The organism is Massilia sp. DD77, from assembly GCF_036961685.1.
In the GTDB taxonomy this organism is placed as follows: domain Bacteria; phylum Pseudomonadota; class Gammaproteobacteria; order Burkholderiales; family Burkholderiaceae_D; genus Telluria.
Genome location: NZ_JBAMDH010000001.1, coordinates 57402 through 77778, shown reverse-complemented (window position 1 = coordinate 77778; position 20377 = coordinate 57402). Strand labels below are relative to the sequence as shown.

21 protein-coding genes are annotated in these 20377 nt (G+C 66.7%); 12 read left to right on the top strand and 9 right to left on the bottom strand.

Annotation, left to right across the window (positions count from 1 at the left end):
* The first annotated feature begins 47 nt into the window (after positions 1–47).
* The 8 genes from hemA (at position 48) to V7778_RS00380 (ending at position 9041) form a co-directional block, all read left to right on the top strand.
* Positions 48–1322 carry a glutamyl-tRNA reductase gene (hemA, locus tag V7778_RS00415; protein WP_335551388.1) on the top strand — a complete coding sequence of 425 codons (1275 nt, stop codon included), beginning with the start codon at positions 48–50 and terminating at the stop codon, positions 1320–1322.
* Between the two features lie 93 nt (positions 1323–1415).
* The gene (gene prfA / locus V7778_RS00410; RefSeq protein WP_335551387.1) at positions 1416–2492 is read left to right on the top strand and encodes a peptide chain release factor 1; all 1077 of its coding nucleotides are present in this window, start codon (positions 1416–1418) and stop codon (positions 2490–2492) included.
* A gap of 123 nt (positions 2493–2615) precedes the next feature.
* Positions 2616–3092, top strand: a complete 477-nt coding sequence (locus V7778_RS00405) for a disulfide bond formation protein B (RefSeq protein ID WP_335551386.1) — start codon at positions 2616–2618, stop codon at positions 3090–3092.
* A gap of 11 nt (positions 3093–3103) precedes the next feature.
* Positions 3104–3952: a peptide chain release factor N(5)-glutamine methyltransferase gene (prmC, locus tag V7778_RS00400; protein WP_442920677.1), complete on the top strand. Its 849-nt coding sequence runs from the start codon at positions 3104–3106 to the stop codon at positions 3950–3952.
* A gap of 59 nt (positions 3953–4011) precedes the next feature.
* Positions 4012–5832, top strand: a complete 1821-nt coding sequence (locus V7778_RS00395) for a DUF885 domain-containing protein (protein WP_335551384.1) — start codon at positions 4012–4014, stop codon at positions 5830–5832.
* A gap of 75 nt (positions 5833–5907) precedes the next feature.
* Positions 5908–7506, top strand: coding sequence for a glutamate--cysteine ligase (gene gshA, locus V7778_RS00390; RefSeq protein ID WP_335551383.1), 1599 nt, complete (start codon positions 5908–5910; stop codon positions 7504–7506).
* A gap of 12 nt (positions 7507–7518) precedes the next feature.
* A complete protein-coding gene (locus V7778_RS00385; protein ID WP_335551382.1) occupies positions 7519–8565 on the top strand; it encodes a histone deacetylase family protein in 1047 nt (348 codons plus the stop codon).
* Positions 8566–8588: 23 nt separating this feature from the next.
* Positions 8589–9041 (top strand): GNAT family N-acetyltransferase, encoded by a 453-nt coding sequence (locus V7778_RS00380; RefSeq protein ID WP_335551381.1) that lies wholly within the window; start codon positions 8589–8591, stop codon positions 9039–9041.
* A 12-nt stretch (positions 9042–9053) separates the two neighbouring features.
* Here V7778_RS00380 and V7778_RS00375 read toward each other — a convergent pair whose 3' ends face one another.
* Both V7778_RS00375 and V7778_RS00370 read right to left on the bottom strand, forming a co-directional pair.
* Positions 9054–9488 carry an FKBP-type peptidyl-prolyl cis-trans isomerase gene (locus tag V7778_RS00375; protein WP_335551380.1) on the bottom strand — a complete coding sequence of 145 codons (435 nt, stop codon included), beginning with the start codon at positions 9486–9488 and terminating at the stop codon, positions 9054–9056.
* Positions 9489–9675: 187 nt separating this feature from the next.
* Positions 9676–11553, bottom strand: a complete 1878-nt coding sequence (locus V7778_RS00370) for a potassium transporter Kup (protein WP_335551379.1) — start codon at positions 11551–11553, stop codon at positions 9676–9678.
* 177 nt (positions 11554–11730) lie between these two features.
* Here V7778_RS00370 and rarD point away from each other — a divergent pair, with 177 nt between their 5' ends.
* From rarD to V7778_RS00355, 3 genes are all read left to right on the top strand, one after another.
* The gene (gene rarD / locus V7778_RS00365; protein ID WP_335551378.1) at positions 11731–12609 is read left to right on the top strand and encodes an EamA family transporter RarD; all 879 of its coding nucleotides are present in this window, start codon (positions 11731–11733) and stop codon (positions 12607–12609) included.
* A 96-nt stretch (positions 12610–12705) separates the two neighbouring features.
* Entirely contained in the window at positions 12706–14373 is a 1668-nt protein-coding gene (gene ettA, locus V7778_RS00360; RefSeq protein WP_335551377.1) for an energy-dependent translational throttle protein EttA, read from the top strand.
* 165 nt (positions 14374–14538) lie between these two features.
* Positions 14539–15072, top strand: coding sequence for an REP-associated tyrosine transposase (locus V7778_RS00355; protein WP_335551376.1), 534 nt, complete (start codon positions 14539–14541; stop codon positions 15070–15072).
* A gap of 198 nt (positions 15073–15270) precedes the next feature.
* Here V7778_RS00355 and V7778_RS00350 read toward each other — a convergent pair whose 3' ends face one another.
* Together V7778_RS00350 and V7778_RS00345 are read right to left on the bottom strand one after the other, a co-directional pair.
* Entirely contained in the window at positions 15271–15846 is a 576-nt protein-coding gene (locus V7778_RS00350) for an outer membrane beta-barrel protein (protein ID WP_335551375.1), read from the bottom strand.
* A gap of 173 nt (positions 15847–16019) precedes the next feature.
* Complete coding sequence (locus V7778_RS00345) at positions 16020–16586, bottom strand: alpha-ketoglutarate-dependent dioxygenase AlkB family protein (protein ID WP_335551374.1); 567 nt, start codon at positions 16584–16586, stop codon at positions 16020–16022.
* Positions 16587–16668: 82 nt separating this feature from the next.
* Here V7778_RS00345 and V7778_RS00340 point away from each other — a divergent pair, with 82 nt between their 5' ends.
* The gene (locus tag V7778_RS00340; RefSeq protein WP_335551373.1) at positions 16669–17253 is read left to right on the top strand and encodes a molybdopterin-dependent oxidoreductase; all 585 of its coding nucleotides are present in this window, start codon (positions 16669–16671) and stop codon (positions 17251–17253) included.
* 16 nt (positions 17254–17269) lie between these two features.
* Here the strand turns inward: V7778_RS00340 and V7778_RS00335 are convergent, their stop codons facing one another.
* The 5 genes from V7778_RS00335 to V7778_RS00315 all read right to left on the bottom strand — a co-directional run bounded on the left by V7778_RS00335 (position 17270) and on the right by V7778_RS00315 (position 20371).
* Positions 17270–17632 (bottom strand): hypothetical protein, encoded by a 363-nt coding sequence (locus V7778_RS00335; RefSeq protein WP_335551372.1) that lies wholly within the window; start codon positions 17630–17632, stop codon positions 17270–17272.
* Positions 17633–17775: 143 nt separating this feature from the next.
* Positions 17776–18153, bottom strand: a complete 378-nt coding sequence (locus tag V7778_RS00330) for an MAPEG family protein (RefSeq protein WP_335551371.1) — start codon at positions 18151–18153, stop codon at positions 17776–17778.
* Positions 18154–18168: 15 nt separating this feature from the next.
* Entirely contained in the window at positions 18169–18993 is an 825-nt protein-coding gene (locus V7778_RS00325; protein ID WP_335551370.1) for a Rossmann-like and DUF2520 domain-containing protein, read from the bottom strand.
* 1 nt (position 18994) lies between these two features.
* Positions 18995–19588: a DUF924 family protein gene (locus tag V7778_RS00320; RefSeq protein WP_335551369.1), complete on the bottom strand. Its 594-nt coding sequence runs from the start codon at positions 19586–19588 to the stop codon at positions 18995–18997.
* A gap of 36 nt (positions 19589–19624) precedes the next feature.
* Positions 19625–20371 (bottom strand): MgtC/SapB family protein, encoded by a 747-nt coding sequence (locus V7778_RS00315; protein ID WP_335551368.1) that lies wholly within the window; start codon positions 20369–20371, stop codon positions 19625–19627.
* Positions 20372–20377: the final 6 nt, after the last annotated feature.

Here is a 20377-nt window from a genome sequence, read left to right as displayed (position 1 = left end):
CTGGCGGCAGGGTATAATGCTGCATACCTGTTGACCCCCGTCCCAGAATGCAACTCCTCGCCGTCGGCCTGAACCACACCACCGCACCGGTCTCGCTGCGCGAGCAGCTGGCGCTCGCGCCCGACCAGCTCGGGCGCGCGGTGCAGGCGGCGCGCAGCTGGTTCACGCGCCAGGGTTCGACCGGCGCCGAAGAAGCGGCGATCCTCTCGACCTGCAACCGCACCGAGCTCTACGCGGCAAGCAACCTCCCGCATCCCCTCGACGCCTCGGCCCAGTTCCTGGCGCATTATCATGCGCTCAACTACGCCGAGCTGCGCCCCCATCTCTACCTGCTGCCCCAGCACGACGCCGTGCGCCACGCCTTCCGCGTCGCCTCGGGCCTGGATTCGATGGTCCTGGGCGAACCCCAGATCCTGGGCCAGATGAAGGACGCGGTGCGCACCGCCGAGGAAGCCGGCGGCCTGGGCACCTATCTGCACCAGCTGTTCCAGCGCAGCTTCGCGGTGGCCAAGGAAGTGCGCACCACCACCGAGATCGGCGCCCACAGCGTCTCGATGGCGGCCGCCGCGGTGCGTCTGTCGCAGCGCATCTTCGACCGCATCGCCGACCAGCACGTGCTGTTCATCGGCGCCGGCGAGATGATCGAGCTGTGCGCGGCCCACTTCGCGGCCCAGAATCCGAAATCGGTCACCATCGCCAACCGCACCATGGAGCGTGGCGAGGCGCTGGCCACCCGCTACAACGGCAAGGCGATCCGCCTGGCCGACCTGCCCGACTGCCTGCAGCAGTTCGACATCGTCATTTCCTGCACCGCCTCGACCCTGCCCCTGATCGGCCTGGGCCTGGTGGAACGCGCGGTCAAGGCGCGCCGCCACCGCCCGGTGTTCATGGTCGACCTGGCCGTGCCGCGCGATATCGAACCCGAGGTCGCGCGCCTGGACGACGTCTTCCTGTATACGGTGGACGACCTGGCACAGGTGGTCCAGACCGGCATGGAAAACCGCCAGGCCGCCGTCAAGCAGGCCGAGGCCATCATCGACGCGCGCGTCGAATCCTTCATGCACTGGGTCGGCGACCGCGCCATGGTGCCGGTGATCCGCGAGCTGCACGAATCGAGCGAGGCCCTGCGCCTGGCCGAACTGGAACGCGCCCGCAAGCTGCTGGCGCGCGGCGACGACCCCGAAGCGGTGCTCGAAGCGCTGTCGAAGGGCCTGGCCGCCAAGTTCCTGCACGGTCCCCAGCAGGCCCTGCACCATGCCCAGGGCGACGAGCGCGCCCGCCTCGCCAGCCTGCTGCCGCAGCTGTTCCGCAGCCGCCGTTAGCGCCGCTCGGCCTTGCGCGTCCCGCCGGGACGCCTGTTCGCATGCCACCTTCCGTGGCACACTCCGATCCGATTTTCTTGTTCCGGGAACCGTATGAAACCTTCCATGCTGGCCAAGCTGGACCAACTTGCCCACCGCCTCGTCGAACTGGACGAGCTGCTGATGCAGGAGGGCGCCACCACGAACATGGACAGCTACCGCAAGCTCACCCGCGAGCATGCCGAGCTGTCGCCGCTGGTTGCGCTCTACCGCGATTATCAACAGGCATTGGACGACATCGCGGCCGCCCAGGACTTGCTGATGGACCCCGAGATGAAGGAATTCGCGCAGGAGGAAATCGAGAGCGCCAAGGGCCGCCTGGCGGACCTCGAGCTCGACCTGCAGAAAATGCTGCTGCCGAAGGACGCCAACGACGAGCGCAACATCTTCCTCGAGATCCGCGCCGGCACCGGCGGCGACGAATCGGCCCTGTTCGCGGGCGACCTGCTGCGCATGTACACCCGCTTCGCCGAGCGCAACCGCTGGCAGGTCGAGATCGTGTCGGAATCGAGCTCGGACCTGGGCGGCTACCGCGAAGTCATCGCGCGCATTATCGGCAACGGCGTGTACTCGAAGCTCAAGTTCGAGTCCGGCGGCCACCGCGTGCAGCGGGTGCCGGCCACCGAGACCCAGGGCCGCATCCACACCTCGGCCTGCACGGTGGCGGTGATGCCGGAGGCGGACGAGGTCGAGGACGTCAACATCAATCCGGCCGACCTGCGCATCGACACCTACCGCGCCTCGGGCGCGGGCGGCCAGCACATCAACAAGACCGATTCGGCGGTGCGCATCACCCACCTGCCCACGGGAATCGTGGTCGAGTGCCAGGACGACCGCAGCCAGCACAAGAACAAGGCGCAGGCCCTGAAGGTGCTGGCCGCGCGCATCAAGGACGTGCAGCTGCGCGAACAGCAGTCGAAGGAAGCGGCCACCCGCAAGAGCCTGATCGGCTCGGGCGACCGCAGCGAACGCATCCGCACCTACAACTTCCCGCAGGGACGCCTGACCGACCACCGCATCAACCTGACCCTGTACAAGCTGGACATGATCATGGACGGCGACCTGATCGACCTGACCAATGCGCTGTCGGCCGAACACCAGGCGGAACAGCTGGCGGCGCTGGGCGATTGAGCCGGTGGAATTAAGCAAAGGTTAAGTTGCCAGACTGAAAATATGTGCAGGCAGGCGCGCGAACTTCGTGCGAGAATGCCCCCGATTTCCTCCGTCTGAACCACGCCCCTAAGAAAGCAACGCATGCTGCCTACTTCCCGCCAGGTCCTGTTCGCCATTTCGTCGATCTGCTTCGCGCTGATCGCGGTTGCCCTCTATCTGCAGCACATCATGCAGATGCAGCCCTGCCCGCTGTGCGTGATCCAGCGCTACATGTTCCTGGCCATCGGCGTATGCACCCTGGTGTCGGCCATCAGCGGCAAGGAGCGCGAAGGCACGATCCTGGCGCTGATGGCGGCGCTGGGCGGCCTGTACGCGGTCGGCAAGCACCTGTACGTGATCGCCAACCCCGGCTTCACCTGCGGGATCGATCCGATGGAAACCTTCCTCAACAAGATCCCCACCGCCGAATACCTGCCCTGGCTGTTCCGCGCCGACGGCCTGTGCCAAGGCGCCACCGACACCGTGCTGGGACTGGCGATTCCGCAGTGGTCGGCGGTGTGGTTCGTGGCCCTGACCGCGCTGCTGGCCTGGGTGCTGCTGCGTAAAAAACAGGCATGACCCAAACAGGCATGATCCGGGCCGGCGCCACCCTCGGGCAGCTGCAGCAGGGCCTGCCGCTCGATCCGCTGGAAAACCGCATCCTGCTGTGCCATGCCCTGCAGTTGCCGCGCGTGGCCCTGATCACCCAGTCGGAGCGGGCGCTCACTAGCGAGGAAGCGGGCCGCCTGGCCGGCCTGGTGCAGCGCCGCCTGGATGGCGAACCGATCGCCTACATCGTCGGCGAGCGCGAATTCTTCGGACTGCCGTTCCGGGTCACGCCCGCCGTGCTGATTCCCCGTCCCGACACCGAACTGATCGTCGAACTCGCGCTCGAGCGCCTGCCTGCGCAAGCGCGCCTGCTCGACATGGGCACCGGCAGCGGCGCCATCGCGGTCGCCGTGGCCCATACGCGGCCGGACGCCCTGGTGACCGCCCTCGACCTCAGCGCCGATGCGCTGGAGGTCGCGCAAGCCAACGCCGCCGCCAACGGCGCCCGCGTACGCTTCCTGCGCAGCGACTGGTATGCGGCGCTGGGCGGCGAACGCTTCGGCCTGATCGCGTCCAACCCGCCCTATATCGCGTCGAGCGACCGCCACCTGGGCGAAGGCGACCTGCGCTTCGAGCCCGCCGGCGCCCTCACCGACCACGCGGACGGCTTGTCCGCGCTGCGCATCATCATCGATGGCGCTCCCGCCCACCTGGAACCGGGCGGCTGGCTGTTGCTCGAACACGGCTACGACCAGGCCGAGGACGTGCGCGTCCTGCTGGCCGCGCGCGGCTTCACCGAGGTCCGGAGCTGGCGCGACCTGGCCGGCATCGAACGCGTCAGCGGAGGCCGCGCAGGACAGGTCCCCGAGTCCCCGCCTTCGGAGGGGTGACGGCGCGCGTCGAATCTGGCCGGCTTGCTAGAATGGCCAGCCCGAACCACGGAGCCCGCATGCGCCACCTGTTCGCTTCTCTTGCCTTGCTCGTCCCCCTGGCCGCCGGCGCAGTCGCGCTGGGTCCAGCCACACCGGCCCCGTCGGCGGCCGAGCAGGCGGGCAAGCTGTTCGAACGCGACTGGCAATGGCAGCTGCGCCGCGCACCCGAGCGCGCCACCGGCCTGGGCGAGCAGCGCCACAACGCGCTGCTGTCCGACACCAGCCTGGCCGCCCGCGCCGCCGCCCTCGAGCACGAGCGCGAGATGCTGGAGGCGGCGCGCGAGATCGACCGCGGCCGCCTGGAAGGCCAGGCCCTGCTCTCCTACGAACTGTTCCTGTTTGACAAGCAGCAGCGCCTGGACGCCGGTGCGCTCACCCCCTTCGACCCGCAGCCGCTCACCGCCTACGACGGCCTGCAGGTGCGGCTGCCGCGCCTGGTGGCGCAGATGCCCTTCGCCACCGAGGAAGACTACCGCGCCTATATCGCGCGCCTGAAGGCCCTGCCCGCCCACGTGGACGGCCTGGTCGAGCAGCTGCGCGCCGGATTGAAGGCGGGCTGGCCGATGCCGAAAGCCGCGCTGCGCGGCGTGCCGGACGCGCTGCGCAGTTTGCGCGAAGGCCTGGCGGAGGGCGCGCTGGGCGCCCCGTTCAAGCGCATCCCCGCCGCGATCGCGCCGGAAGTGCGCGAGGCCTTGCAGGCGGCCGGCGCCGCCGCCCTGAACGACAGCGCCGCGCCGGCCCTGCGCAAGCTCGAGGATTTTCTGCGCACCGACTACCTGCCGCTGGCGCGCGACAGCATCGGCGCATCAAACCTGCCGGACGGCGCCGCCTGGTACGCCCTGCTGGTGCGCCAGGCCACCAGTACCGAACTTACGCCGGCCGAGATCCACGCGCTCGGCCTGAAGGAAGTCGCGCGCCTGCGCGCCGAGGTCGCGGCGCTGGTGCCGCGCACCGGCTTTCGCGCCGATGCCGGCAAGTTCCTGGTGTTCGCGCGCAGCGATCCGCGCCTGTTCTTTCCCGATGCCGACACCCTGCTGGGACGCTACCGCCGCGCCCTCGCGCGCGCCGCCAACAAGCTGCCGGCAGTCGTGAGTGCGGCGCCCGCCGCCGGCCTGGCGGTCAAGCCGATGACGGCGGCCGGCCCGGGCCAGCCGGCCGCCTACTACGAAGCCGGCAGCGAAGGGCGCAGCGCGGCCCTGGTGGTCAACGTGGCCGACTTGCCCGCGCGGCCGATCTGGCAGGTCGACACCATCGCCCTGCACGAAGGCCTGCCCGGCCACCACCTGCAGGCGGCGCGCGCCCAGGAGCTCGACCTGCCCGCCTTCCGGCGCCATGCCTGGCATCCCGCCTTCGGCGAAGGCTGGGCCACCTATGCCGAGACCCTGGGCCCGGAACTGGGCTTCTTCCAGGACCCGTTCTCGCTGTTCGGCCACCTCAACGAGCAGGTCTTCCGCGCCGCGCGCCTGGTGGTCGACACCGGCATCCACGCGCTGGGCTGGCAGCGCCAGCAGGCGATCGACTACCTGAACGCCCATACCGCCAATCCGCCCGCCGACAACGAGGCGGAAGTCGACCGCTACATCGCCCAGCCGGCGCGCGCCCTCAGCTACAAGATCGGGCAGCTGCGCATCCTGGCCCTGCGCAAGAAGGCCAGGGCCGCGCTCGGCGAACGCTTCGACCTGCGCCGCTTCCACGACGCCGTGCTGGGCAACGGCGCCCTGCCCCTGCCCCTCCTCGAACGCCAGGTCGAGCGCTGGATCGCGAGCGAATCCAAGCCTCCCGCCGCGCCTCCTTCCAGTCCGGCCAGCGCTCCTGTCCCACCCCAGGGTAAGGAATAAGCCCCTTCCGGCGAACTTGGCGGTTTTCGGTTAATCTCTGCTCCACCGCACTGGCAGTATAAGAAAGGAAACACCGTGTCGAACCAATTCAACCGCCGACTGGCCTTGCTCGACGACGACGAACATCGCGCCCTGCTGGGCCAGGGCTTGCGTGGCATCGAACGCGAAACCCTGCGCGTGGACCCACAAGGCCACCTTGCCCGCACTCCCCATCCGGTTGCGCTGGGCTCGGCACTGACGCATCCGCAGATCACCACCGACTACGCGGAAACCCTGCTGGAATTCATCACCCCGGCCGAACACGACATCGGCCTGGCCCTGCACCGCCTGGACGCCATCCACCGCTACGCCTATGCCAAGCTGGGCGACGAGATGCTGTGGGGCGTGTCGATGCCGGGCGAGCTGCCGCCCGAGGAAGACATCGAGATCGCCTGGTACGGCAAGTCCAACCTGGGCATGCTCAAGCACGTGTACCGGCGCGGCCTGGCGCTGCGCTACGGGAAGGCCATGCAGTGCATCGCCGGCATCCACTACAACTACTCGCTGCCGGAAAAGCTGTGGCGCGTGTTCGCGGAAAACGAAGGCATCGCGGAAGAACGGCGCAACGCGCTGCGCGACTTCCAGTCCGAGAGCTATATCGCGATGATCCGCAACTTCCGCCGCCATGCCTGGCTGCTGATGTACCTGTTCGGCGCCACCCCGGCCTTGACCACCAGCTTCCTGCGCGGCCGCCCGCACGCGCTCGAACGTTTGTCCGACGACACGCTGTACCTGCCCTACGCCACCAGCCTGCGCATGAGCGACCTGGGTTACCAGAACGATGCCCAGTCCGGCCTGTGCCCGCACGAGAACAGCCTGGAAAGCTATGTCACCAGCCTGATGGACGCGGTCAACCGCCCCTACGAGCCGTATGCCGCGATCGGCACCAAGAAGGACGGCGAGTGGATCCAGCTGTCGACCAACGTGCTGCAGATCGAGAACGAATACTATTCGACCATCCGTCCCAAGCGCGTGATCCGTACCGGCGAGCGCCCGGTGCAGGCCCTGTGCAACCGCGGCGTGCAGTACATCGAGGTGCGCTGCCTGGACGTCGATCCCTTCGAGCCGATCGGCATCGCGCTCGAGACCGGCCGCTTCCTGGACGCCTTCCTGCTGTTCTGCGCGCTGGACGAAAGCCCCCTGATCAGCTCCCACGACGGCGCCATCCATGCGCGCAACTTCGCGCGCGCCGTCAAGGAAGGCCGCCGTCCGGACCTGACCCTGACCCGCGACGGCCAGGAAGTGCCGCTCAAGGAATGGGCGCTGGAACTGATCGAGCGCATCCGCCCGGTGGCCGAACTGCTCGACGACCAGCACAACGAAGGCGGCGTGCACGCATCCTCGCTCGGCCTGCAGAAGGCCAAGATCGAGGATCCGTCGCTGACCCCGTCGGCGCGCGTGCTGGAGGAAGTGCGGGCGCTCGGTTCGGCCGCCGCCTTCGGCCTGCGCCAGAGCGCGCTGCATGCGGCGAGCTTCCGCGACAGCCCGCTGATGCCGGCCGAAGCGGCCCTGTTCGACGAGATGGCGGCCGCCTCGCTGGCCGAGCAGGCAAGCATCGAAGCCAAGGACAGCGGCAGCTTCGACGACTTCGTCGCGGCCTATAACAGCAGCACGCTGTGCGGCAACCACCACTGATCCGGGGATGCCTTGCTCACGTTTTATAACGAACACCATGCCCAGCATGCGGGACGCTTCGCCTTCGTGCGCGGCGAGCTGGCGCGGTGTCCGGAACAGCCTGAGCGGGCCCATCTCGTCCTGAAGGAATGCGAGCGGCGCGGGCTGGGCCGCATCGTCACGCCGCAGGGCGTGCCGCTGGTGTCGCTGGAGCGGGTGCACAGCCCGCGCTACCTGCACTTCCTGCGCACCGCCTGGAGCGAGTGGATTTCCCTCGATTCCGGCAACGCCGCGCGCGACGCCTTTCCCACCGTCTGGCCACTGCGCCCGGTGGCCGGCGACACCGAACCCGAGCCTTTCGACGCGCGCTTCGGCCTCTACGCGATGGACAACGCCACCCCGCTCACCGCCGGCACCTGGCTGGCCGCCAAGACCGGCGCCGATTGCGCCGTCAATGCGGCCCATGCGCTGCGCATGGGCGAACGCGGCAGCTTCGCGCTGACCCGTCCTCCCGGCCACCATGCGGGCGCGGACTTCTTCGGCGGCGGCTGCTTCCTGAACAATGCGGCCCTGGCCGCCCAGCACCTGCTGGACGACGGCCTGGCGCGGGTGGCGATCCTGGACCTGGGCTACCACCACGGCAACGGCACCCAGGCGATCTTCTACGGCCGCAGCGACGTGCTGGTTGTGTCGCTGCACGCCGATCCGCGCACCAGCTATCCGTGGTACACGGGCCATGCCCAGGAGACGGGGGTGGGAGCGGGTTTGGGCTACACGATGAACCTGCCGCTGGCGCCGGGCCTGGGCGGCGCCGACTGGTTCGCCGCGCTGGAGACGGCCTGCGTCAAGCTGGCCATGTTCCGCGCCGAGGCGCTGGTGGTGTCGCTCGGCGCCCCCGCCTTCGGCGCCGCGCCGGAGACGCGCTTCCGGCTGCAGGGAGGCGACTTCCTGCGCATCGGCGAACGCATCGCCCACCTCGGCCTGCCCACCGCCTTCGTCCTCGAGGGCGGCGACGCGGTTCCCGAGTTGGGGGTGCAGGTGGTGAACGTGCTCGAGGGCTTCGAAACGGCCGCCGAATAACTTATTTTTACGTGATGACTTCCATGCTCGACTGGCAATTCTCCAGCTTTTCCGACCTGTCCAACAAGGACCTCTACGAGGTGCTGGCCCAGCGCCAGAACATCTTCATCCTGGAACAGACCTGCCTGTATCCGGACATCGACGGCTACGACCTGGAAGCCCATCATCTGCTCGGGTGGCGGGTCGAGGACGGCAAGCGCGAACTGGCCGCCTATCTGCGGGTGCTGGCGCCGGGCGCCAAGTACGAGGAAATGTCGCTGGGCCGCGTGATCACGACCCAGGCGGCGCGCGGGACCGGCGCCGGACGCCAGCTGCTGGCGCGCGGCATCGCCTGCGCCGAGGCGCTGCATCCAGGCCACCGCATCCGCATCGGTGCGCAGCAGTACCTGGAGCAGTTCTACCAGAGCTTCGGTTTCGAGACCGTCTCCGCCCCTTACGACGAAGACGGCATCATGCACATCGATATGCTGCGCTGAGCAGCGGGCGGTTTATTCGACCTTGTTGAGGGTGATCTCGAACACCAGGCCCGAGTTCGGCGGCACGCCACGGCTGCCGGCCGCGCCGTAGCCCAGGCTCGACGGCACCAGGATGGTGCGCTTGCCGCCCACCTTCATGCCGGTCACGCCCTGCTCGAAGCCCGGGATCACCGCGTTGGTGCCCAGCTTGAAGGTAAAGGCGTTCGATTCCAGCTGGGCGCCCTTGAAGTCGGCGGCCGAGGCGTTGTACAGCCACAGGGTGTAGTTCAGGGTGGCGGTCTTGCCGCTGACGGCTTCCGCGCCGGTGCCGACGACGTTGTCGGTCTTGGTCAAGGTGGCCGGGCTGGTGACGGCCACGCCGCCGCCGGCGGAATCACCGCCACCGCCGCAGGCGGTCAGGGAGAGCATGGCGACGAAGGCGGCGATCAGGGGGAACTTCAATTTCATGGGAATCCTCGGCGAGAACAGGTGACTAAAAAGTTTGCGAAGCGAAACTTTGCACCTTACCGTATCAATGCCATGAAAGTGTGAAGATTTTGTATCCGATTTGTAATTGCCGCCGACGCGTTCCAGCGACACTCACCGGCCGCTTGAACGCGTCGGCAGGGAAGCTGCCGACCCTACGGACGGGCGCTCAGATCTCGATCTGGGTGCCGAGCTCGATCACCCGGTTCGGCGGAATCTGGTAATAGTCCGCGGCCGCACGGGCGTTCCGCGACATCATCACGTAAAGATGCTCGCGCCATGGCGCCATGCCGCGGCCCGGGGTGGAGATCACGGTCTGGCGCGCGATGAAGAAGGAAGTCTCCATCATCTCGAAGGCCAGGCCCAGGTCGGCGCACTGGCGCAGGATGCCGGGGATGTCCGGCTCGTCCTTGAAGCCATACTGGACGTTGAGCTGGAAGCAGTTGTGGCCCAGCTCGACGATGCGCACCTGCTCGAGCGGCGGCACCCAGGGCTCCTCGCGCATGTGCACCGTCAGGAACACCACGCGCTCGTGCAGCACCTTGTTGTGCACCAGGTTGTGCAGCAGCGCGTGCGGCACGCCGTCGCTTTCGCCGCGCAGGAACAGGGCGGTGCCGGGCACCCGCACGGGCGGGGCGACGAATAGCGATTCCATGAAGGCCTCGAGCGGAATCGCGTGTTTTTCCAGGTTCTCGAACACCAGCTCGCGGCCGCGCTTCCAGGTCAGCATCAGGGTCAGCAGCACGGTGCCCAGCAGCAGCGGGAACCAGCCGCCGTGGAACAGCTTGAGCGTGGTCGACGAGAACAGCATGATGTCGATCACGAAGAAGAAGCCGGTCGCGCCCAGGCACACGGCCAGCGGCAAATGCCAGCGGTAGCGCGTGACGAAGAAGGTCAGGATGGTGGTGGCCATCATGGTCGCGGTGACGGCGATGCCGTAGGCGCCGGCCAGTTCGTCCGAGGAGCCGAAGCCGATCACGGCGATCAGCACCACGCACAGCTGGGCCCAGTTCACGGCCGGGATGTAGATCTGGCCGATCTCGCTTTCCGAGGTGTGCAGGATGCGCATGCGCGGCAGCAGGCCGAGCGCGATCGCCTGCTTGGTCATCGAATAGGTGCCCGAGATGGTCGCCTGCGAGGCGATCACCGCCGCCATGGTCGACAGGATCACCAATGGAATCACGCTCCAGGAGCCGAGCTGGTGGAAGAAGGGATTGTCCACGGCGTCCGGCTGCGTGATCAGGAGGCCGCCCTGGCCCAGGTAGTTCAGCGCCAGCGCCGGGAAGGCGATCAGGAACCAGGCCATGCGGATCGGCTTGCGGCCGAAGTGGCCCATGTCCGCGTACAGCGCCTCGGCGCCCGTGATCGCCAGCACCACCGCGCCCAGCGCCACGAAGGCCAGCAGCTTGTTTTCCAGCATGAAGCGCAGCGCTTCCCAGGGATTCAGGGCCTTCAGGATCACCGGCGCTTCAACGATGTTGATGATGCCCATCACGGCCAGGGCAATGAACCACACCAGCATGATCGGGCCGAAGAAACGGCCGATGCCGGCCGTGCCGTGACTTTGCACGCTGTACAGGATCAGCAGCACGACAATCGTGATCGGCACCACGTAGTGCGACATGCCCGGCGCAGCCACTTCGAGGCCTTCGATCGCGCCCAGCACCGAGATCGCCGGCGTGATCACGCTGTCGCCGTAGAACATGGTGGCGCCCAGCACGCCGATCACCAGCAGCGGGAAATGCCAGCCCGAGTGCTTCGTCACCGAATTGGTGGCCAGCGCCATCAGGGCCATGATGCCGCCCTCGCCGCGGTTGTCGGCGCGCAGCACCAGCGTCACGTACTTGAGCGAGACGATGATCGTCAGGCTCCAGAAGATGAGGGAGATGATGCCGAGGATGTTGCCCTCGTTGAGCGGCAAGCCATGTTCATGATCGAAGATGGCCCGCAGGGTGTAGAGCGGACTGGTACCGATATCGCCGTAGACGATGCCGACCGCGGCCAGGGTCAGCGCGGCCACGCTGCTTTTCTTGTTCTCAGCACTCAAGATTGCACCATGTTGTTGTTCTGGTGCGGCGCACCATAAAATATCGACAAGAAAATTGCAAGAACATTTCGTCCTGCATCATACACCTGCGCAAATCCGGCCTGCGCCAGCAGGGATCGTGCGCATCGGGGATAATGTCATCCCAGCAAACGTTTCTCCCCCCGCCTCTCCCTCCCCATGCGCTCCGGTATCCTCTCCGCCACCCTCGCCTTCCTGTGCTGGGGGCTGTTCCCCTTGTATTTCCATGCGATCGGCGAAGTGCCGCCGCTGGAAATCCTCATGCACCGCGTGCTGTGGTCGCTCGCTTTTCTCTTGCTTGTGCTGGCCCTGCGGCGCCAGTGGACATGGCTGGCGCTGGTGCGCCAGCCGCGCGTGTTCTTCAGCTTCCTGGCCTCGGCCTTCCTGCTCAGCGCCAACTGGCTGGCCTATATCTGGGCGGTCAACAATGGCCACGTGATCGAGGCCAGCCTCGGCTACTTCATCAATCCGCTGGTGAACATCATGTTCGGCTACCTGATCCTGAAGGAACGCCTGCGTCCTGCCCAGTGGGGGGCCATTGCGCTGGCGGCGCTGGGGGTGGCCTGGCTGACCTGGCAATCGGGCTCGGTGCCCTGGATCGCCCTGTTCCTGGCCGCGTCCTTCGGCGGCTACGGCCTGCTGCGCAAGACCGCGGCCCTGGGCGCGCTCGAAGGCCTGTCCTTCGAGACCATGCTGCTGTTCCCGGTCGCCGCCGCCTACGTCGGCTGGCTGACGGTCACGGGCGACAACGCCTTCGTCAACACGCCTTCCGATACCACCCGCCTGCTCCTGATCGCGGCCGGTCCGATCACCGCGATCCCGCTGCTGCTGTTCGCCAGCGGCGCGCGCCAGATCCCGCTCTCGATCCTGGGCCTGCTGCAGTACCTGTCGCCCACCATCCAGTTCCTGCTGGGGGTGTGGCTGTTCCACGAAGCCTTCAGCGCCGACCGCCTGGTCGGCTTCATCCTGATCTGGTCCGCGCTGGCGCTGTTCGGCGGTGAAGGCCTGTGGCGCAGCCGCGCGGCCGCCAAAGCCTGAGCAGACCGCGCCGGGACAGGAATTCGCTAAGAAATCCTGTGTCCGGCGCAGGTTCTGTCGTATCCTGTGCACCTTAAACAACACCAGAGTTAAAGCATGGCCAATTACGTCTATACCATGAACCGCGTGGGCAAAATCGTCCCGCCAAAACGCCAGATCCTGAAAGACATCTCGCTGTCCTTCTTCCCGGGCGCCAAGATCGGCGTGCTGGGCCTGAACGGCTCGGGCAAGTCGACCCTGCTGAAGATCATGGCCGGCATCGATACCGACATCCAGGGCGAAGCGCGCCCGATGCCGGGCCTGAACATCGGCTACCTGCCGCAGGAACCGCAGCTCGATCCCGAAAAAACCGTCCGCCAGGAAGTCGAATCGGGCCTGGGCGAAGCCTTCGAGGCGCAAGCCAAGCTGGAAGCCGTGTACGCCGCCTATGCGGAAGAAGACGCGGACTTCGACGCCCTGGCCAAGGAGCAGGAGCGCCTGGAGTCGATCATCGCCGCGGCCGACGGCGGCAACCTGAACCTGCAGATGGAGATGGCCGCCGACGCGCTGCGCCTGCCGCCCTGGGACCAGAAGATCGCCGTGCTGTCGGGCGGCGAGAAGCGCCGCGTGGCGCTGTGCAAGCTGCTGCTGTCCAAGCCCGACATGCTGCTGCTCGACGAACCCACCAACCACCTGGACGCCGAATCGGTCGAGTGGCTGGAGCAGTTCCTGCTGCGCTTCCCCGGCACCGTGGTGGGCATCACCCACGACCGCTACTTCCTCGACAACGCCGCCGAATGGATCCTGGAGCTGGACCGCGGCTCGGGCATTCCCTGGAAGGGCAACTACTCGTCCTGGCTGGACCAGAAGCAGGCACGCCTGAAGCAGGAAGAAGCGACCGAATCGGCGCGCCAGAAGGCCTTGCAGAAGGAACTCGAGTGGTCGCGCCAGAACCCGAAGGCGCGCCAGGCCAAGTCGAAAGCCCGTTTGGCCCGCTTCAACGAGCTGAGCGAATACGAATACCAGAAGCGCAACGAGACCCAGGAGATCTTCATCCCCGTGGCCGAGCGCCTGGGCAACGAAGTCATCGAGTTCAAGAACGTCTCGAAGGCCTTCGGCGACCGCCTCCTGATCGACAACCTGTCCTTCACCGTGCCGCCGGGCGCGATCGTCGGCATCATCGGCCCCAACGGCGCCGGCAAGTCGACCCTGTTCAAGATGATCGCCGGTAAAGAACAGCCGGACAGCGGCGAAGTCGTGATCGGCAAGACCGCCAAGGTCTCGCTGGTCGACCAGCACCGCGACGAGCTGGCCAACAACAAGACCGTGTTCGAGGACGTCACCGGCGGCGCCGACATGCTGAGCGTGGGCCGCTTCGAGATGCCGTCGCGCGCCTACCTGGGCCGCTTCAACTTCAAGGGCGCGGACCAGCAGAAGGTGGTCGGCAACCTGTCGGGCGGCGAACGCGGCCGCCTGCACCTGGCCAAGACCCTGCTGCAAGGCGGCAACGTCCTGCTGCTGGACGAACCGTCGAACGACCTGGACGTGGAAACCCTGCGCGCGCTGGAAGACGCCCTGCTGGAATTCGCCGGCAGCGTGATGGTCATCTCGCACGATCGCTGGTTCCTGGACCGCATCGCGACCCACATCCTGGCCTTCGAAGGCAACTCGCAGGTCACCTTCTTCAACGGTAACTACCAGGAATACGAAGCCGACAAGAAGAAGCGCCTGGGCGAGGAAGGCGCGAAGCCGAAGCGGATCCGCTACAAGCCGCTCACCGCGTAATACGCTTCATCCAGGAAAGCCCACTTCGGTGGGCTTTTTTTACGCCCGGAAACGGAACAAGGGAATGAAGACTTCGTGTGTAGAATTCCTGCGATTAGGCCGTGCAGGCGCTTCGTCCAGTCCTCAGCCTTGCCGTTGCTGCGGCTGCCGGGCGTCGAAGAATCCATGACAGACTACTGCGACAACCGGGTCCCGGGTGGGACTTTCTTTTTCACAGTGCGCCTTCTCGACCGTGGCAGCGCCCTGCTGACCGAGCACATCTCCGCGTTTGGCGAAGCCATGCGCCTGGCGCGCGTGCGCAAGCCCTTCCACGTCGACGCCTGGGTGGTATTACCCGACCATGCCCACACGATCTGGACCCTCCCACCGGGCGACCACGACTGCTCCAGCCGCTGGCGCGCGGTCAAGATCGCGTTCTCGAAGGCCTTGCGCAAGGCCGGCATCGGCGACGCCAACGACGGGGCGGTATGGGAGCGCCATTACCGGCACTACCGGGTGCAGGAAGAATCGGACTATGCGGCCCTGGTCGATTGGGTGCACACCGACGCCGTGCGCCACGGCCATTGCGCCGCGGCGCATGAATGGCCATGGTCCTCGCTGCACCGGTTCTTGTCGGCGGGGCACGCCTATCCCGAGCCGGACCTGATCGTGCCGCCATGGGTGGCGCGGCCGCAGGGACTGGCGCTGGCGCGGCTCTGAACAGACCGCAAAGCTGGCGTAGGGTGGGCGGGTTTCGCGCCCACGCGGTGATAGTTAACAGTGCCGTTTTCGCGCGCGGCCCGGCAAAGGTGGTTTGAACGCGTGGACGGCAAAGCCGTCCTCCCTACAGCCGGTTTTCGCTCTGCTCAGAAAACAAAAAGGCCCCATAGGGCCTTTTTGTTCTGGGATGCGACGCAGTCAGAAACTGTACTTCGCCCCAATCGTCCACACATTCGGCTTGGCGCCGAAGTCCTTGGTCTTGCCATAGCGCTCGTACTCGGCAATGAAGGACACATCCTGGTTGATGTTGTACTGCAGTCCCAGCGCGCCATAGGCCTCGGTCTTGCTCTGGCTGCGGTTCATGACGGCGTTGACCGTCTCGAGTTCGTTCTTGTTGCGCGCCACGCCCAGCTTGGCATAAGCCAGGAACTGCTCGTTGATCGGCATGCTCGCCTTGCCCGCCAGGTAGAGCGAATGGCCTTTCGTTTCACCGGAACCGCGCACGCCGCCGAGCGAATAGTTCACGCCCGAGCTGCGGAAGTCGGTGTAGCCCGCTTCCACGCCCCAGTTGCGGCTGAAATCATAGCCACCAAACAGCTTGCCCGACGCTTTGTAGCCGTCGGCGTCAATGCCGGTCGCGCCAGCCGGCAGCGCATTCTGATGGTCGGCGCTGGCCACGCCCACGCCCACATAGGCGCGCGGGGTGTCCTGCTGGGCTTGGGCAGCCGACATGGCCGCCGCGGATGCGATCACTGCAAGGAAAAACCTCTTCATTACGAACCTCTTTCTTGCTCTGGTTCGCGATTCCCAATGAATCGCGATACGGCCACGATAGCATTGGCAAAAATGGAAAACCGTGCCGAATCCGTAAAAACTGTAATCAGATGTTACATAATGACTCTGAGGTCATTAACGATGACGACAATTTGGCGTAGAAAGACGGTATTTCAGCGTATCTTGCGGAAAGTTAGATTGATGCGCGGTCCTCGCGGTTTTCTCGTTTTATTGATTCCGTGCAACCAATTCTGTTGCGTCTGCCCACTCATCAAGAGCAGGCCGCCGTCCGTCAGCGGCAAGCGCAGGGTTTCTTTCGAGCGTTTGTGGCGCAGGACGAAGACGCGTTCCGCCCCAAAGCTGAGCGAAGCGATGGCCGGTTCCCTGCCGAGCTCGGGCTCGTCGTCGGCATGCATGCCCATACTGTCGCGTTCGTTACGGTAGTAGTTCAGCAGGACGCTGTTGTAGTCGCGCCCGGTCGCTTCCTGCACGGCGGCGCGGATCGTCTCGAGCAGTGGCGTGAAGGGCGCCGGGGCCAGGGTGAGACCGGAATAACGGTAGGCGGCGTCGCCATACCAGGCGCTCAGCCGCGGCTGCAGGTGGCGCTTGCCGTAAACCAGCACGGTTTCCTCGCGCCAAGCCGTTTCATGGATCAGGCGCGCCAGCACCTCGGCGTTTGGCCAGGGCAAGGGCAGCTGTTGCAGCCAGCCCAGTTCGCCGTCCGGCAGCGGAATCGGCATCAGGCCGGGGCCTGCGCTAAATAAATCCATTGTGCAAGTTTGGAGGCTAAGATGGCGGCTTTTCACGGAAGGACATTCTCGCATGGACAAACGCCACTTCCTCGGCGCCGCTGCGCTTGCCGGCGCCACGCCCGCGTTCGCCGCATCCTGCAAGCCAGGCCCGGGCGCGCGCGGTCCAGCACTGCTGACCATCACGGGCGACGTCAAGCGCAGCAACCGCGGCGCCCTCGATCCCGCGCTCGACCAGATGATGCACAAGCAGAAGCTGGCCTTCACCCAGGCCTACGCCCTGGATTTCGCCGCGCTGGCAGCCCTGCCCGCGCGCACGATCCGCCCGACCTTGGAATACGACGGCAAGCCGCACAAGCTGCGCGGCCCCTTGCTGGAAGACGTGCTGGCGCAGGCGGACGCCCGGCCGGGCGATGCGGCCAGGGTCCTGCTGCGTGCGGTGGACGGCTATGCGGCGGTGCTGGAGATGCGCCAGCTGCGCGCCTGGAAGCTGATCGTCGCCACCCACCTGGACGGCAAGCCGATGCCGCTCGGCGGGCTCGGTCCGCTATGGGCGGTGTACGACGCCGACCGCGTGCCGGACATGGCGAAGCGCCCGCTGAACGAACGCTTCGGCGCTTGTCCCTGGGCGCTGTATCACATCGAGGTGCAGGCCTGAGCGGCCCGCCTGCGGATCAGCGGTAGGCTTCGGCCAGGCTCATCACGCGCGGAGCGAGCGTGATGCCGACGTTGCCGAACAGCGCGTTCAGCGCCGCCAGGTTGGCGGTGCACTCTTCCGATTTCCAGCCGTTGAACAGGTCGGTTCCGTCCTTCTGGAAATGCAGGTCGAGGACCTTGCCCTTGTCCTTGTGGACATAGCTTTGCTCATGGACGTTACGGAAACCCAGCTCGGCCAGGCCGGCGAGGATGGATTGCGGCGGATTGTCCGGATCGGTCGCCATGAAAACGCCGAAAGTCTTGCCGGGCGGCTTGGCCGCGACATCGACTTCATAGATGCCCGGGGCCTTGGTAACGCTGGTGCTCTTCAGAAACAACATCCTGTTCTCCTTCCAGATACCGCGCCGGCAAACTCCTCGAGATGGCGCGCGGATCGACTGTGTAATGTGCTTAGTGATCTAGCTTATTGCCACCCGGGAACTTTGTCGATCTTTCTGTGCAGTTTCTCACCAGTTTCTGCATGTTAGCGCAGCAATAGGCCCACAACTGTTGCGCCAATCAAACCCGCACAGGCAAGCATGCCAAGAATGAAACCCGCTTCGCGCTTGGCCGGATCTCGGTAATAACCGAGCGCATACAGGATCCGGGCGGCGCACCACAGCAGGCCGCCGGCCGCCGCCCAGGCGTCGCCGAGGAAGGCGCCGCACAGGAACAGGGGCACCAGCACCAGCGGCAACTGCTCGAGCGTGTTCATCTGCACGCGGTGGGCGCGCAGGAAGCTTTCAGGACCGTCCATCGAAGGCGCCGGCACGCCGGAGCGCGCCCGCGCCCGGGCGGCATTGGCCCAGGTCCAGAAATACACGCCCAGCACGGCCAGCGCGGCCCATGCGGTCAATACCATGTCTTCTCCTTGGTGTCAGATATTCTTGCGCGCGGCCAGGCCGGCGGTCGGGGCGACGAGCGCTTCGTAGAGCTGGCCGGTGGGCGCATCCCATTGCGCCAGCGCGGCTTGCTGGCGCGCGACGGTGGCGAAGTCGCCGCGCGCCACCGGCCCGCTGAGGGCGGCGGCCGGCCCGAGGCGGAATACGTTGGCCAGGGTTTCCTCGGCCAGCGGCCGCGCCAGTTCGCGCGCCACCTCCTCGGGCACGCCCGCCGCCCCGTAGGCGCGCAGCGAGGCGTCCAGCACGGTCACCAGGTAGTTCGACGCGAACACGGCGGCGGCGTGATAGACGGTCTTGGCGGCCGGGTCGATCGGCACCAGGCGTGCGCCGATCGTTTCAAAAGCGGGCGCCAGCAGCGCCAGCGCCGCCGGGTCGCCTTCGATGCCGCAGAAGGTGCCGCCGAAGGCGCGCGCCACCCCTTCCGGATCGGCGAAGCTGCGGATCGGATGCACGCTCGCCACCCAGGCCCCGGTATCGCGCGCCGCCTGCAGTTCGCTGGAAGCCTTGGCGCCGCTGCAATGGAACAGCACCGCGCCATGCAGGTCGTGGACCCGGGCCAGCTCGGCGCACACGGGTGCGATCTGGTCGTCGTTCACGGCCAGCATCCAGGCGCGCGCCGGGCGCATGCCGGCCAGCGACTGCGCCGCGCCGCCTGCGCCGATGAAGTCGAGCGCCTGGCGCGCGCTGGCCTGCGAACGGGTCAGCAGGTCTTGCGGCATGAAGACGCCGTGGGCGTGGAACAGGCGTCCCAGGGCACGTCCGACGTGGCCCGCGCCGACCAGGTTCAGGGCCGGCGCCACCTCAGAAGCCCGAACCCGGCTGGCGCAGGTAGTCGGTTTCTTCCTGTGTCGAGGCGCGGCCCAGGATGGCGTTACGGTGCGGGAAGCGGCCGAAGCGCGCGATCACGCCGCGGTGGCGGTGCGCGTAGTCGAGCGTCTCGGTGAAGCCCGGGTGTTCCTGGGCGAGCGCGGTGAACAGGGCCACCGCCTGTTCCTGCATGCGTGCGTCCTCGGCATGCTCGAAGGGCATGTAGGCGAAGGAACGCTCGACCGGCGACAGGTCCAGGTGGGCGCCGGAATCAACCAGCTCGCGCGCGGCCGCCAGCGCCAGGGTGTCGCCGGCGAAGGACGCCGGTGTGTTGCGATGGGCATTGCGGGTGAACTGGTCGAGCACCAGGATGCGCGCCAGCACACCGCGCGCGCCCAGCGCATCCCATTCACGCAGGCCGCCCGCCACCGCATTGGCGATGGTGGCGCCGAAACGCTCGCGGATCCGGGCATCGAAGGCCTCGTCCTTGCGGAACCATTCGGGACGCTGCTTGCCGTGGCCTTCGTGCGAAGGCGGCAGGAACCAGAAATCGAGGACATCTTGCGCGGTGGGGTCTGAAGCTTGCATGGCTGTTCCGGTCTTGGATAACTATTTTTATAAAAGTCAGTTGCGGGCGTGCGAGAGCTGGAATGCCTCGACGCCTTCGAAAGCGGCCAGCTCTTCGGCCAGCTCGTGCAGCGGGGCGCCGGTCTTGCGCGACAGCGCCAAGGCCACGAAGCGCCATTCCTGGCGCCCGTTGTCGCTGCTGATCGTGACCGAGCTGCCGGCGATCTCGTAGCCACGTTCCAGCGCGGCCTGGCGCAGGCCCTCCTCGCGCGGCAGGAACTCCGGCTTGAAGCGCATCCGCACCGCCACCGCACGGCGCGCCGGCAGGTAGCTCTCCAGGCGGTTCAGGTAGATCATGATCATCGACGAGAAGAAGGCCAGGCCCATCGCCGCCAGGTAGAAGCCGACGCCGACCAGGATGCCGATCGCGGACGAGGCCCAGATCGAGGCCGCCGTGGTCAGGCCGGTGATGTTAAAGCCTTCGCGCATGATCACGCCGGCGCCGAGGAAGCCGATGCCGGTCACCACGCCCTGGATGATGCGGGTGGGATCGATCGGCGCCAGCAGCCCGGCATGGCCGCCGCCATACCAGAAGTCCGGATAGCCGGCCAGGATGGTCAGCGCGGCCGAGGCCATGCACACCAGGCCATAGGTGCGCATGCCGGCCGCGCGCCCGTGGTAGGCGCGTTCGTAGCCGACCAGCAGGCCCAGCGCCAGCGCGCCCGCCAGGTGCAGCAGGATCAGCGCGTTGGTGAAAATCTCGGGCCCCGACCAGTAGGCGGCCAACAGTTCGGTTTTGTTCATGCGATG